Annotated in this window: 11 protein-coding genes and 1 tRNA gene; 6 read left to right on the plus strand and 6 right to left on the minus strand. The window is 51.3% G+C overall.

Going from position 1 to position 14,276, the window contains the following annotated elements; all coding sequences use genetic code 11:
- The first annotated feature begins 20 nt into the window (after positions 1-20).
- The 6 genes from clpP (at position 21) to ppiD (ending at position 7,077) form a co-directional block, all read left to right on the plus strand.
- The gene (gene clpP, locus CWI69_RS01230) at positions 21-638 is read left to right on the plus strand and encodes an ATP-dependent Clp endopeptidase proteolytic subunit ClpP (protein ID WP_126761155.1); all 618 of its coding nucleotides are present in this window, start codon (positions 21-23) and stop codon (positions 636-638) included.
- A 1-nt stretch (position 639) separates the two neighbouring features.
- Positions 640-1,920: an ATP-dependent protease ATP-binding subunit ClpX gene (gene clpX, locus CWI69_RS01235; protein WP_126761157.1), complete on the plus strand. Its 1,281-nt coding sequence runs from the start codon at positions 640-642 to the stop codon at positions 1,918-1,920.
- A gap of 144 nt (positions 1,921-2,064) precedes the next feature.
- Positions 2,065-4,410 (plus strand): endopeptidase La, encoded by a 2,346-nt coding sequence (lon, locus tag CWI69_RS01240; RefSeq protein ID WP_126761159.1) that lies wholly within the window; start codon positions 2,065-2,067, stop codon positions 4,408-4,410.
- Positions 4,411-4,717: 307 nt separating this feature from the next.
- Positions 4,718-4,990, plus strand: a complete 273-nt coding sequence (gene hupB / locus CWI69_RS01245) for a nucleoid-associated protein HU-beta (RefSeq protein ID WP_034773817.1) — start codon at positions 4,718-4,720, stop codon at positions 4,988-4,990.
- 7 nt (positions 4,991-4,997) lie between these two features.
- A tRNA-Asp gene (locus CWI69_RS01250) sits at positions 4,998-5,074 on the plus strand.
- A gap of 110 nt (positions 5,075-5,184) precedes the next feature.
- Positions 5,185-7,077 carry a peptidylprolyl isomerase gene (ppiD, locus tag CWI69_RS01255; protein ID WP_126761161.1) on the plus strand — a complete coding sequence of 631 codons (1,893 nt, stop codon included), beginning with the start codon at positions 5,185-5,187 and terminating at the stop codon, positions 7,075-7,077.
- Positions 7,078-7,157: 80 nt separating this feature from the next.
- Here the strand turns inward: ppiD and CWI69_RS01260 are convergent, their stop codons facing one another.
- From CWI69_RS01260 to CWI69_RS01285, 6 genes are read right to left on the minus strand one after another with little or no spacing between them, the layout of a single operon-like run.
- On the minus strand, positions 7,158-8,993 hold the full coding sequence (locus CWI69_RS01260; protein WP_126761163.1) for a BatD family protein: 1,836 nt from the start codon (positions 8,991-8,993) through the stop codon (positions 7,158-7,160).
- Positions 8,987-10,810, minus strand: a complete 1,824-nt coding sequence (locus CWI69_RS01265) for a VWA domain-containing protein (RefSeq protein WP_126761165.1) — start codon at positions 10,808-10,810, stop codon at positions 8,987-8,989. Before CWI69_RS01265 ends, CWI69_RS01260 begins: the two co-directional genes overlap by 7 nt.
- Complete coding sequence (locus tag CWI69_RS01270) at positions 10,810-11,796, minus strand: vWA domain-containing protein (RefSeq protein WP_126761167.1); 987 nt, start codon at positions 11,794-11,796, stop codon at positions 10,810-10,812. Before CWI69_RS01270 ends, CWI69_RS01265 begins: the two co-directional genes overlap by 1 nt.
- Positions 11,789-12,265 (minus strand): DUF4381 domain-containing protein, encoded by a 477-nt coding sequence (locus tag CWI69_RS01275; protein WP_126761169.1) that lies wholly within the window; start codon positions 12,263-12,265, stop codon positions 11,789-11,791. The genes CWI69_RS01270 and CWI69_RS01275 overlap by 8 nt, the downstream gene beginning before the upstream one ends.
- The gene (locus tag CWI69_RS01280) at positions 12,262-13,218 is read right to left on the minus strand and encodes a DUF58 domain-containing protein (protein ID WP_126761171.1); all 957 of its coding nucleotides are present in this window, start codon (positions 13,216-13,218) and stop codon (positions 12,262-12,264) included. The genes CWI69_RS01275 and CWI69_RS01280 overlap by 4 nt, the downstream gene beginning before the upstream one ends.
- A 3-nt stretch (positions 13,219-13,221) precedes the next feature.
- Positions 13,222-14,178, minus strand: a complete 957-nt coding sequence (locus CWI69_RS01285; protein WP_126761173.1) for an AAA family ATPase — start codon at positions 14,176-14,178, stop codon at positions 13,222-13,224.
- Positions 14,179-14,276 lie beyond the last annotated feature (98 nt).

The raw sequence follows: 14,276 nt of genomic DNA on the forward strand, positions 1-14,276 counted from the left end.
ATTTGCAGGAGTAGTTTTATATGTCGGAACTTGGGCACGACCCGATGGCGCAGCTAGTCCCTATGGTGGTTGAACAAACCGCGAAAGGTGAGCGTTCATACGATATTTTTTCGCGCTTATTAAAAGAGCGCGTGATTTTCTTATGTGGTCAGGTAGAAGATCACATGGCAAACCTGATCGTAGCGCAGCTACTGTTTTTAGAGTCAGAAAGCCCTGAAAAAGATATCTTTTTGTATATTAATTCACCGGGCGGTGCGGTCACCGCCGGGATGGCGATTTATGACACCATGCGCTTTATCAAGCCTGATGTCAGTACCGTTTGCATGGGCCAGGCGGCCAGCATGGGCGCGTTCTTATTAGCTGGTGGCGCGCAAGGCAAACGCTATTGTTTACCTAATTCGCGAGTGATGATCCATCAGCCACTCGGCGGTTTTCAGGGTCAGGCTTCTGACTTTGAGATCCATGCGCGGCAAATTTTGGATATTAAAGAGCGGATGAACCGCATGTTAGCGGAGAATACCGGCCGCGATTACGAGCAAATCGCTAAAGATACTGATCGTGATTACTTCATGTCGGCGGAAGAAGCCGTAAAATACGGCGTTGTCGATAAAGTACTCACCCAACGAGCTGGAGAGTAGCATGACTGATAAAACCGAAGGTAATGGTGAACAGCCATTGTTTTGTACCTTTTGCGGGAAAAGTCAGCACGAGGTTCGCAAACTTATTGCTGGACCCTCAGTTTTTATTTGTGACGAGTGTGTAGAGCTGTGCAATGACATCCTGGAAGAAGAGATCCAGAATATTGCGCCGCAGGAAAACTCTGATCGTTTACCGACGCCAAAGGAAATTCGTGACCACCTGGACGCTTACGTCATTGGTCAGGAGTTCGCAAAACGCGTGTTAGCCGTTGCGGTATACAATCACTACAAACGCTTACAAAGTTCGGGTAAAGGTAATAAAGACGAGATTGAATTAGGCAAGAGTAATATCCTGCTGATCGGCCCCACCGGCTCAGGTAAGACCTATTTGGCGGAAACTCTGGCACGATTCCTTGATGTACCTTTTACTATGGCTGACGCGACGACCTTAACTGAAGCGGGTTATGTTGGCGAAGACGTCGAGAACATTATTCAGAAGTTGCTGCAGAAGTGTGACTACGACGCTGAAAAAGCGCAACGCGGGATCGTCTATATCGATGAGATTGACAAGATCTCCCGTAAGTCGGACAACCCGTCAATTACCCGTGATGTCTCTGGTGAAGGGGTGCAACAGGCGCTGCTGAAACTGATTGAGGGCACAGTGGCGGCGGTACCACCACAAGGTGGCCGTAAGCATCCGCAGCAGGAATTTGTGCAGGTCGATACCTCGAAAATTTTGTTTATCTGTGGTGGTGCTTTTGCCGGTCTCGATAAAGTTATCGAACAACGGGTAAGTGTTGGCACCGGGATTGGCTTCGGTGCTCAGGTGAAATCAAAAGCAGCTGAGATGATGGCCAATCTGATCAAGCAGGTAGAGCCGGAAGATCTGGTTAAATACGGCTTGATACCTGAATTTATTGGTCGTTTGCCAGTGCTGGCAACACTGGAAGAGCTGGACGAAGACGCATTGGTGCAGATTTTACAGGAACCGAAGAATGCGTTAACCAAGCAATACGCAGCATTATTCGACATGGAAGGCGTCGAACTGGAATTTCGTGATGATGCGTTACGTGCGATAGCGCGCAAGGCAATGACGCGGAAAACCGGTGCCCGGGGCTTGCGTTCCATCGTTGAAGGTGTGTTGCTGGATACCATGTATGAGCTGCCATCGATTGATAACGTAGCTAAGGTAGTGATTGATGAGTCGGTGATTACCGGTGAGTCCAAGCCTATTATGATCTACGAAAATCAGGAACAGGAACGCCAGGCCTCTGGTGAATAACCTGCCGCGTTAGCTCGGTATTTGTGCAAAAAGGGCCATTTTGGCCCTTTTTTTGTGCAAATCATTGAACTTTATCTGTATGGCCTCATATTAGAGAGTAAGATAACTAAATCTGACATGATGTCATAGAATCTGGAGACATATATGAGCGAAGAACGGGTCGAACACCTGAGTATTCCTGTTTTACCACTGCGTGATGTGGTGGTGTACCCGCATATGGTCATCCCACTCTTCGTGGGACGTGAAAAATCGATCCGTTGCCTGGAAGCGGCAATGGATAATAACAAACAGATTTTTCTGTCGGCGCAAAAAAATGCCGCTATTGATGAACCGGAAGAAAAAGATATTCACACCATTGGCACAGTAGCCAATATTCTGCAGTTGCTTAAGCTACCAGACGGTACGGTGAAAGTACTGGTCGAAGGGGCCCAGCGGGCCGAGATTGACGCCTTTGAAGCAGATGAAGACTTTTTCCGGGCGAAAGTCCATTACCTTGATTCTGAGGCAATGCCGGAAAAAGAAGAAGAGGTGATGATCCGTTCAGCGGTGAACCAGTTTGAAGGCTATGTAAAGCTGAATAAAAAGATTCCGCCGGAGGTGCTGACCTCGCTGTCGGGAATTGAAGAGGCTGATCGGCTGGCGGATACCATGGCAGCTCACATGCCTCTGAAGCTGAATGATAAGCAGAAAGTATTGGAAATTACCGAAGTGCGTGAGCGGCTCGAGTTTCTGATGGCACTGATGGAAGGCGAGATTGATCTATTGCAGGTCGAAAAACGCATCCGTACCCGCGTGAAAAAGCAAATGGAAAAGAGCCAGCGCGAGTACTATCTGAATGAACAGATGAAGGCTATTCAAAAAGAACTGGGTGAAATGGAAGATGGCCCGGACGAATTCGAAGCGCTGGAGAAAAAAATCCAGGAAGCGAAGATGCCAGAAGAAGCTGAGATCAAAACCCGTGCTGAACTGCAGAAACTGAAAATGATGTCACCGATGTCGGCAGAAGCGACGGTCGTGCGTGGCTACATTGACTGGATGGTCTCGGTACCCTGGAAGAAACGTTCACGGATCAAGAAAGATTTAGCCAATGCCGAAAAAATTCTCGATGCCGACCATTATGGTTTAGAGAAAGTGAAAGAGCGTATTCTGGAATATTTAGCGGTGCAACAACGTACCAGCAAAGTTCGCGGCGCGATTCTGTGTCTGGTTGGACCGCCTGGGGTGGGTAAAACTTCATTAGGCCAGTCAATCGCTAGAGCAACCGGTCGTAAGTACATCCGAATGGCACTGGGCGGGATCCGTGATGAAGCGGAAATTCGTGGTCACCGACGCACCTATATTGGCTCGATGCCAGGTAAGCTGATTCAGAAAATGGCCAAAGTAGGGGTGCGCAACCCGCTGTTCCTGCTCGATGAAATCGACAAGATGGCGGCTGATATGCGCGGCGACCCGGCGTCTGCATTGCTTGAGGTGTTGGATCCAGAACAGAACGTCAACTTCAATGACCATTATCTGGAAGTTGATTATGATTTGTCGGATGTCATGTTCGTGGCCACCTCGAATAGTATGAATATTCCCGCGCCATTGTTGGATCGGATGGAAGTGATTCGCCTGTCTGGCTATACCGAGGACGAGAAACTCAATATTGCCAAGAGTCATTTGCTGAACAAGCAGTTAGATCGCAACGGCCTGAAAGAAAATGAGTTAACGATTAAGGATGACGCGATCATCGGCATCATTCGTTATTATACTCGCGAAGCTGGGGTGCGTAATCTCGAGCGCGAAATTTCACGTCTTTGCCGCAAAGCCGTGAAGAAGATCGTGCTTGATAAACGTATCAAGAAAGTCGAAATCAACGCCGACAATCTGAAAGACTATCTGGGTGTGCAAAAGTACGATTACGGTAAAGCTGAAGAGAAAAACCAGATCGGTCAGGTTACCGGATTGGCGTGGACCGAAGTCGGTGGCGATCTCCTCACCATCGAAGCTACTAATGTACCTGGTAAGGGCAAGATCACCTCAACAGGTTCGCTGGGTGATGTCATGCAGGAATCGATTCAGACTGCGTTAACAGTGGTCCGAAGCCGTGCTGACATGCTCGGTTTAGCTGATGATTTCCACGAGAAACGTGATATTCACGTGCACGTACCTGAAGGTGCAACGCCAAAAGATGGGCCGAGTGCAGGTACGGCAATGGCGGTTGCGCTGGTGTCCTCACTGACAAAGATACCAGTACGCGCCGAAGTTGCGATGACAGGCGAAATTACCCTGCGCGGTGAAGTACTGCCAATCGGTGGGCTGAAAGAAAAGTTACTGGCAGCACATCGCGGTGGTATCAAACATGTGTTGATTCCCAAAGATAACGAACGTGATCTGGAAGAAATCAGCGACAACGTTAAAGGTGACCTGATCATCCAGCCAGTTCAGTGGATTGACGAAGTGTTACAAGTTGCGCTTGAACGGCAACCAGAGGGCAAAAAAGCCAGCTAAAACGAAGAAATGCGGCCTTGAAGCCCCTAACATGGCTGCAGGCCGCATTCTTTCGTCAAAAAATTTGTGAAAAAGGGTTCTCAATCGAAATTCTTGTGGTAGCCTAGAGTCAAAGTGATTGGTCAGACATAACCTAAACAAAGCTCTGACATACCACTTGAACGACAGGGATACGTAATATGTAGTCGGGGACCTGTTGAACTGCTTGAACGAAATGTTCAAGCTTGTTATAACCTTCGCTGGCCCATTCGAATTGCAAATGGAACCATGCAAAAATCTGATAATAACAATCTAAGGGGATGATACTGTGAACAAGTCTCAGTTAGTTGACAAAATTGCAGAGGGAGCAGAAATTTCTAAAGCTGCTGCTGGACGTGCTCTGGACTCTTTCATTGAAGCAGTAACTGATGCTTTGAAAAAGGGTGAGCAAGTTGCATTAGTAGGCTTTGGTACTTTCAGTGTGCGTGAGCGTTCAGCTCGCACTGGTCGTAACCCACAAACTGGCCAAACTATTCAAATCGCTGCAGCGAAAGTACCTTCTTTCAAAGCCGGTAAAGCGCTGAAAGATTCAGTAAACTAATCACTGCGGAGCGGTAGTTCAGCTGGTTAGAATACCGGCCTGTCACGCCGGGGGTCGCGGGTTCGAATCCCGTCCGTTCCGCCAGCGAATAGAGAAAGTAACCCGAAGCATGTCTTCGGGTTATTTTTTTTCTGCGTTATGGGATAGAATAAAGCGCGGTAAAAAATAGAACACTTTTTGAGGTTAATAGAATTATGTTGGACAGGATTCGTGAAGGGTCACAGAGCCTTTGGGTAAAGATTTTTCTTGTTCTCATCGCATTAACGTTCGCGTTAGCAGGGATTGGTGGTTATATCGCTAATCAGCCTGAACCAACGGTTGCGTTAGTGAATGGCGAGGAAATCACCCAGGCAGAGTTTGATCGCGCTGTGGAAAATGAACGCAGTCGTCAGCAACAACAATTGGGCGACTTCTACGAGCAACTGGCTCGTGACCCGCGTTACACGCAAAACTTGCGTGCACGTGTGGTAAACGACCTGGTAAATCAGAAATTATTAGAGCAGGCAGCTAAAGCCCAGGGATTGCGCGCATCCGCAGCACAGGTGAAAGCTGCAATTCGCGATATCTCCAGCTTTAAAGTAGCTGGTCAGTTCGACAATGACCTCTATCAAACAACGTTACGCAGCCTCGGCTACACACCTGACGGCTTTGCCGCGCTGATCCGTCGTGATCTAGTCACGCAGCAACTGGTTCAGGGTCTGGTCGATAGTGAGTTTGTCTTACCAAGTGAAGTGGATGCAACGCAGCGCCTGCTTGGTCAGCTTCGTAGTGGTCGTTTTGCCCAAATCAACACCGCAGATTACCTTGACCAGGTTGAGGTGACTGACGCTGCAGTGGAGAGCTGGTACAACGAGAACATCGAACGTTTTGCTGTTCCTGAACAAGTGAAAGTAGCTTACGTGTTGGTGGATGCGGGTACTGTTGCTGAACAAGTTGTAGTGACGGACGAAGAAGTACAAGCCTACTATGAAGGTAATGAAAGCCGCTATTCACAAGCGCCACAATATCGCTTCTCACATATTCTGATTGAGCCGGGCGATGACCCTGCGGCAGCAGAAGCTGAAGCGCAGGCGCTGTTAGAAGAATTGGAAAGCGGTGCTGATTTCGCCACTTTGGCGGAAGAGCATTCTGATGATATTTTCTCCGGTGAGCAGGGCGGTGATTTAGACTGGATCGAACCCGGCACCATGGACGCTGATTTCGAGGAGGCTGCATTTGCCCTGGACGAAGTTGGTAATGTCACAGGTGTGGTAGAGAGTAGTTTTGGTTATCACATTATTAAGCTTACTGATAAGCGACCAGGTTCAGTAACGCCACTGGCCGAAGTACGTGACGAGATTGTAGCCAATTTACGTGAAGAGCGTGTTAAACAGCGTTATTACGAGTTGCAACAAGATGTCACCGAACTGACATTTGAAATTCCGGACACCTTTGCGCCGGTGACTGAAGAGTTGGGAATTGCAGTAGGGGAAACCGACTGGTTCAGCCGCGAAACTGCGCCAGCAGTGATGGATTCACCAGCAGTGCTGGCCGAGGTGTTCAGTAATGAACTGATTGACGAGCGGCTAAATAGTGAATTGATCGAAATCAGCGATACCGAGTCTGTCGTGGTTCGTGTGGTCGATCATAAGAGCGCGACAACCCGACAGTTGAGCGAAGTTCGTGATCAGGTCGTTGAAAATGTACGACGCGAACAAGCCCAGGAGCTGGCATTACAGGCTGCTGATGAAATCATGGCTCAGATTCATGCCGGTGAAGAGGTGAGTTCAGTCGAATTTACTGAGTTGGACGAAGTGTCACGGCAAGCGACGGATTATCCTCGTGCAGTAGTGCAAACTTTGTTTGATATGGCGGCACCAGCGGAAGGTACGGTGAATGTCGATAGCGTGACGACCGGAAATGGTAACGTTGCTGTTGTAGTACTCACCGGAGTAGCCGAAGGAACCGTTGATCCTGCGCGCACTACGCAATTGCAGGAACAGTTGCAAAACAGCTATATGCAACAGGTGTATCAAGCGGTTATTGAGGCTTTACGTGCAGACGCAGAAATAGAAATCATGCTTGGCTCAAACGACGAAACGAGTTAAGCCGGGAGGCTCTTAACGAGCGTCACGCAATCTAAAAACGCACCCTCATACAGAGCGTGCGTTTTTTTATACCTGTCCGACTAGTTGCTGTTGGGATAGAGCGGTGGTAAATCAGAGCTCTGCTGATTAGCTTTAGCGTTTTGCTCGGCAGATTTCAACGCGCTCTGTAAGGCTCGCCACAGAGCTTTGCCTTCATGCCAGTTATAATCCCCGGCAGCAAAGCGACAACGCTGCAGATGCTCTAGCTGGCTGCGGAGCGGGGCATGACCATAGTAATCGGCAATACTGGTGAGTTGCGACGTCGCAACCCCAAGATGCCGCCTGGACCAGCGTTTAAGCAGCAGCTCTACGGCACTTGCATCATCACGCATACAGGCATGTTTGATGGCGCGTAATTCCTGCTGGGGCGCTTCATTATCCTGCGGCATTTGCTCAGGCTGTGCGACGACCTGTTGGCGTCGCCACAGGGCCCAGAGCAGGGTCATTAACCACAATGCAGCAAATACCACAGTGAGAATTTGCCAGAACTTCAATTGCGAGATGAACGGGAGCGTGGAATCCTGTTGTTCATTAAGCGTATCGCGTTGCTCTGCTGAAGTATCTGTTATGGCGGTACTGCTCGCATCTTGCCCGGCTGCGCCTGTGGCCTGAGTTTCTTCGGGCAAGGTTGCCTGATTGCCGGCTGAGGCAACGATGCTAAAGCGCTGTGCTGGGGCTGTCGCGGTGTCACGTTCGCGCAACTGAGTATTAAACCAGACTACGGGTAACGCGGGGATCATCAGCTCGCCGGCCTGATGAGGGATAACTGCCACACGCACGGTTTGTTGCGACACCATTCTGCCATTACGCTGATTGACCGCAGATTCGGGCGCTTCCGGATAAACGCTGGCGCCGACAATCTTCAGTGCTGAAACCAGCTCATCCAAGCGTGGAAATTGGTCCGGCAAGGGACCGACCGCGGTAAGCCGGTAAGTCAGGCTTATCGGCTCGCCCTGGCTGTATTGTTCGGCGGAGCCTTGTTCCTGATCACCACCTTCGCTGCCAACGCTTACCGACAAAGTTACGATTTCCGCGGGCAACCATTCACTTTGTTCGGGCCAGTCTGCGGGAATGGGTAAAACATTCAAGGTCAGGTTTTCAGCTGCGGTAGTAATGGATTCGGTGGAGGAAAACGACGGAAATAAGGTACGGTTGCTATTGACGTTGATTTGCCCCTGAAACAGCGGCCCACGAATGACTTGTTCGCCTGAGCGCTGAGGAATCACAACAAAATCGCGTGAAAATACCTGAAACTTCCGGCCATTAATTATTTCAGTGGTTTCGCTATCCCGTCCGACCTGGCGAATATCAGCGTCTTCAAGTTTTGGGGGGATAATATTACCACTATGCAAATTCGCCGCCAGGTAAAGTTTGGCCGTAAGTTGAACTTGCTCCTGCACATAAGCTTGTGATCGGTTAAGTTCGACGCGCATAAAAGCTTTGCGCTGATCAAGAAGTTGTTCGCTGTCTGCTGCAGCTAAAACCTCCAGCACGATGCTATTACTGGTGGCGCCGAGCAACTCAACGGGGCCAATAGTATAATCACCGGCTGTATCCGGCGCGCGGATGATGGTATTGAAAGTTGTTTGCTCGGAGGTTTCACCATTAATAATCTGGGTACTGCGACTACTTGAGCTGCCTAATACTTGCAGATCATCCAGCACATCCTGCGGGCGCCAGGCGGAATCGTTGACCAGCTGGTTAACGGTGAGGGTCAGAATGAAAGTGTCATTTGCGGCAATAGGGTTCTTATCCACACTGATGGCGACCTCGGCCGTTGCCTGCGACTGTGTCCAGCCGGCGGGTTGCCAGGCGATGAGGGCAAGCACGAGCGCAGCTTTAAGCGCTGATAAAAAATCCGGACGATGAACTACCACTGTTTTTGAACTCCTTGCGGCGGACGTTGTTGGGTGCGACGTTTCTTCGCTTCTTCGAGCATTTTACGTTTTAATAAAAAAGCCGGGTCGTCTTCGATACGATTCAACCACTGCTCCATTTGCTGACGCTGTTCCTCACTCAGCTGCTGCGCTGCAGTTTGCTGTTGTTGCTGTGGTGTTTCACCTTCTTCCTGTTCTGCTTCTGCCGCTGCGTTATCGGACTCTGGTTCAGAGGGTGGCTGGCTTTCGCTTTCGCTTTGCTGTTGTTGCTCTGAGTCTTGCGGACTTTGCTCTGACCCTGACGATGAGCTGTCCTCCTGTTGGCCTTCACCGCTTTGCTGCTGTTGCTCAGATTCCTGCTGCTGTCCCTCACTTTCGCCTTGCTGCTGCTGTTGCTGCTGTTGTTGCTCTGCCGCCTGTTCAGCGAGCGCAAGATTATCACGTGCCTGGGTTAAATCAGGATCCCGTTCAAGGGCCTCGCGGTAGGCATTGGCAGCTTCATCAAAGCGTTCGAGCTGCATCAGGCTGTTCCCCTGATTATAGTAGCCGGCAGCATTATCAACTTGCGAAAAATCTACCAGCGCCTGCTCGTAATTACCACGGCGGTAATTGGCGGTGCCCCGTTGCCAGCGATTTTCAGCGATTTTCGCTGCGCGTTCATAGTTTTCATTACGTAAAGCCTGATCCGTTTGTTGATAGGGGGTCTGCCAGAGCTGCTGATGCCAGGCAAGGCCGTTGTCATCATCGCTCTGCTGAGCCGCCACTGGGGCTATCATCAGCAACTGACTACCGCCGACGACGCTGATCAGGGTCACCAGAAGCACCCCGCGCCGTGCCAGCGGCAACAATGCAAGCACAGCCAGAACCAGCAGCCATGGGCCAAGGTCATACCAGGCATCGCCTTGTTGGTCGTCACGTTCTTTCCCGTCGCGGGTTAGCGGTTCCATGTCACTTAGGTAAAGTATGTCCTGTTGATCCTGGCGTAACTGGGCGAAACGACCACCACTGAGTTGGGCCAGCTGTTCCAGTCGGGCTGGTGTAAGTCGCGGCACTACCACATCACCGCCGGGGGTGCGCAGTAATTTGCCATCCTGCAGTTGTATCGGCGCCCCTTGTTCGGTGCCTACCGCAAGTATTGCAAGGCGATGGGGATGATTACGCACAAAGGTGGTGAGCTCTTGTTGGTCACGGGTATCAATGCCATCGGTGAACCAATAGATGTCACCCTGGGGATAGCCAGCCTCGCGCAGCAAGCGATCTGCCAATTGCAGCGCACTGAGCGGATCACTGCCTTGTTCGGGCATGATTTCCGGACTTAAGGCGCGGATTAAATTACCCAGGCTTCCGGCATCCGCTGTCAGGGGGCTAATGACGAAGGCATCGCCGGCATAGGCAATAAGGCCGGTGTCGCCGTCAAGGTGTTCAGCAGCCAGTTGCATCGCTTTATAGCGCATTTGCGTGAGCCGATCCGGAGTCACGTCGGTAGCCCGCATCGACATCGACATATCAAGCACCAGCACCTGGCCCGCATCAAGCTGATAAACAGGTTGTGGAATACGCTCAAAGGTCGGGCCGGCACTGGCAAAAACTAATGCCAATAGTGCAACCGGCAGACTCCAGCGTAAACTGTTGCGTTGTCGCCGCGCTTTGGAGGTGATCAGCAGTTCCGCCAGATGTGGTGCGATAACGCTGTGCCAACCATTTGTAGCCCGGGAATTACGCCACAGTAGCCATGTGATCACAACTACGGGCAGCAGTCCGAGCAGCCACCACGGCCGGAGGAAGTGGAATTGTGCCAGTATTTGCTCAATTGGCATCAGAACCCCCTCCGTTGTTGCCACAATAACTTACTCAGGCACAAGCCAAACAATAGCAGTAGGGCAAGCCCGGCAGGCCAATAAAAAAGTTCGGTTTGTGGCCGGCGTAGTTGCTCGTCGCCGGCGACCGGCTCGTATTGGTCAAGGGTTTGATAGATGGCTTCCAGCTCTTCAGTACTGCGGGCGCGAAAATATTCACCCCCCGTTGCTTCTGCGAGACCACGCAACATACCTTCGTCGAGGTCGCGGCTGGGGTTCACTTTACGTTGCCCAAAGAAACTATCGACGATAACTTCGTCAGCGCCGACACCAATGGAATAGATTTTGACGCCATAATAAGCGGCGAGTTGCTGTGCCTGCTCCGGTGAGACATTACCTGCGGTATTCTGGCCATCGGTTAACAGAATAAGAATTTTATTAGTCTGCTCGTTATCGCGAAACCGCTTGACGGCTAACGCCACCGCGTCTCCAATGGCAGTGCGTTCGCCAATTAAGCGTAGTTGCGCTTCCTCTAGTAATTGCTCGACGCTACGCAGATCATAGGTTATGGGCGATTGCACATAGGCGGTGTCGGCAAACAGAATAAGCCCCAGTTTATCGCCTTGCCGGCGGGCAATGAAATCACTGACAACATGTTTGACCATGGCTAAACGATTCACTTCATTGTCATTAATGCGCATATCGGCAATTTCCATACTGCCGGACAAATCAACTGCCAGTACCATTTCTCTGGCTTCGCTACGGATCTGCACGGGTTCCCCAAGCCATTGCGGACGGCATAGTGCGACAATAACAAGAGTCCAGATAAGCAAAGCGAACAAGCCCTGCCAAATGCGTCGCGACGAGGGACCTGGCTGGATGCTGTTTTCTGCCAGTTGCGGCACACGCAAGGTGGAGAATTGGCGCTGCTGCGGTCGCCGCAGCCACCAGAGCAGGGGTGCCAGTATCCATGCCAGGGCAAACCATGGCCAGCCGAATTCAATCATTTGACCTCCGGGGTAAGGCGTGACGAAGCCACAGTCTGGCGAAATCATGGTAGCGCTGGCGTAACTGTTGAGGTTCACTTGTCGATTTTTGGTACGCCGCGTGCTCGACTTCAGTCAGCAGGTCAACGTAGCGTGCTGCGCGCGCTGCAGGCAAACGTTGCAGTAAAAAATCACGCCAGGCAGCACCGGTGAGCGAAGCAATTTGCTGCTGCGGAAAGTAACCGTAGCATGCCCGTTTAACTATCAGCGTTGTGGCATTCAAAGGCAGCGTTGGGTGCAACTCGGCAAGTGCCGCGCGGCGCACCCGGCGCTGCCGGTAACTGCGCACCAGCAGCCAGGCTAATAAGGCGATACTGACGATAACCAGGGCGGCCAGTGCATACCAGCCGGGCGCCAGGGGCCACCAATGTGCTGCCGGCGGAGCCAGAATATCGTGCATTTTTTCAACAGCGGGGGCGGCATCTATCATCGCATGACCTCCGGCCACTGATTCTCAATAGCATCGGCCGCGCTAAACTGGTAAAGCTCAAGGCCAAGCTGCTGAATTTGCTGCATCAGCTGTTGCTGCTGAGTCATGGCATTCGTTCGATAGTGGGCCCGGGAAGCTGCGTCGCCAGCGGCAAAATGCCATGCGTTCCGGCCGTCAGTCAGTGCAATATCCTGTTGTTCGAGTTGTGCAGGAAGGTTAGCTTCGAGCGGGTCAGAACACTGGATCATTTGCAGCGAACAATGCCTTTGTAGTGACCGCAACATCATCGTTGTATGTTCGGTGAAGTGCGCGAAATCGCTGATAATATGAATCACAGTACCTGGCTTAGCGACTTGCTGGGCGCGGCGTAATAAATCATCCAGCACGTTAAGGTTGGTGGTTTTCTTTTGCTGCCAGTCGTTAAAGCCTTCGTTTTGTAGTTCTACTAAGCTATGCAGGATCCGCAGCACGCCGTGTTGTCGCCCCTGCGGACGAACTTCGACGTGCCGGCTGGGGTGACCAATGATGGCACCCACACGATCACCGCGTTGCGCTGCTAACCATGCCATAGCCGCGGTGATGTGGCAGACCTGAACACTTTTTAACAGCAACTGACTGCCTAAATGCATGCTGGCAGCTAAGTCGACAATGAACATGATCGGCCGTTCGCGCTCTTCCCGGAACAATTTGGTATGTGGGGTACCGGTGCGGGCTGTAACACGCCAGTCAATGGCCCGCACATCATCACCCGCCTGGTAGTGACGGACTTCATCAAATTCCATGCCCCGCCCACGGGTTTTACTGAGTAAGGCACCGGCCTGAGATTTCGGCGGATGCAAGCGGCGGTGGCGGGCGAAGGCACCAATTTTGCTGCGATAATACATCAACTCCGCGGTACCGACGCGAATGCCGTCGCTGTGCCACTGTTGGAGCCATTCATGCGCTTGTGTCATAGGCTAGGGTGTCGCCACTTCTTGTAAGATGACCTGTAGCGCCTGATCGGCAGTGACGCCATCGGCTTCGGCCTGATAACTTAAAATAATACGATGGCGCATTACATGCGGGAATACGGCCTGGATATCATCTGGAGTGACAAAGTCGCGGCCGGCTAACCAGGCTTTTGCGCGGGCACAGCGATCCAAAGATATGGTGGCACGAGGGCTGGCACCATAACTGATCCAGCGGGCAAGGTCTTCGTTGTAATGAGCCGGTTGGCGCGAGGCAATGACTAGTTGCACCAGGTAATTTTCCACCGCCTCGTCCATAAATATTTCCAGCACTTCTTTACGCGCGTTAAAAATGTCGCTCTGCTGTAGTGGGGTTGGCATAGCTATTTCACCGTGCAATTCCTCACCGCGGGTCAAGCGCAGAATCTCCAGCTCGGTATCTGCGGCCGGGTAATCCAGATTAAGCTGCATAAGAAACCGATCCAGTTGTGCTTCCGGCAACGGGTAGGTGCCTTCTTGTTCAAGTGGGTTCTGCGTGGCTAACACCATGAACAAGCCCTGCAACGGATAGGTCGTTTGGCCGACGGTAATCTGCCGTTCTGCCATGGCCTCAAGCAGTGCGGACTGCACTTTAGCAGGCGCGCGATTGATTTCGTCTGCGAGAATGACATTATGAAACAACGGACCTTGCTGGAACACAAATTCGCCGGTCTCCGTGCGGTAGATATCGGTGCCGGTAAGATCGGCTGGAAGTAGATCCGGAGTGAACTGAATACGGTGGAAATCGCCCTCAATTCCTTTCGCCAAAGCGTTTACCGCACGGGTTTTAGCAAGTCCTGGGGGGCCTTCGACCAGCAAATGGCCGTCAGCCAGGATCGCAATCAGCAAACTTTCGGTGAATTCTGGTTGCCCTAAAACCTGGCTATCCAGGTAATTGCGCAGGCTTTGAAACTGTTCTGCAGCCATGTCGACCTCTAAAGTGGTAGCGTGTGTCTATACTCTAATATGCACTGTACCGAAAACAAGAGTTTAATTCTTGGGATGAACCCGCTAAAATTTGTAAT

Origin of the sequence: Pseudidiomarina halophila (assembly GCF_003987215.1) — a bacterium.
In the GTDB taxonomy this organism is placed as follows: Bacteria; Pseudomonadota; Gammaproteobacteria; order Enterobacterales; family Alteromonadaceae; genus Pseudidiomarina; species Pseudidiomarina halophila.

Bases quoted from the DNA above. Each gene is read 5' to 3' on its own strand.
- clpP (WP_126761155.1), top strand. From the start codon at position 21: ATGTCGGAACTTGGGCACGACCCGATGGCGCAGCTAGTCCCTATGGTG.
- clpX (WP_126761157.1), top strand. From the start codon at position 640: ATGACTGATAAAACCGAAGGTAATGGTGAACAGCCATTGTTTTGTACC.
- lon (WP_126761159.1), top strand. From the start codon at position 2,065: ATGAGCGAAGAACGGGTCGAACACCTGAGTATTCCTGTTTTACCACTG.
- ppiD (WP_126761161.1), top strand. From the start codon at position 5,185: ATGTTGGACAGGATTCGTGAAGGGTCACAGAGCCTTTGGGTAAAGATT.
- CWI69_RS01265 (WP_126761165.1), bottom strand. From the start codon at position 10,810: ATGCCAATTGAGCAAATACTGGCACAATTCCACTTCCTCCGGCCGTGG.
- CWI69_RS01270 (WP_126761167.1), bottom strand. From the start codon at position 11,796: ATGATTGAATTCGGCTGGCCATGGTTTGCCCTGGCATGGATACTGGCA.
- CWI69_RS01275 (WP_126761169.1), bottom strand. From the start codon at position 12,265: ATGATAGATGCCGCCCCCGCTGTTGAAAAAATGCACGATATTCTGGCT.
- CWI69_RS01280 (WP_126761171.1), bottom strand. From the start codon at position 13,218: ATGACACAAGCGCATGAATGGCTCCAACAGTGGCACAGCGACGGCATT.
- CWI69_RS01285 (WP_126761173.1), bottom strand. From the start codon at position 14,178: ATGGCTGCAGAACAGTTTCAAAGCCTGCGCAATTACCTGGATAGCCAG.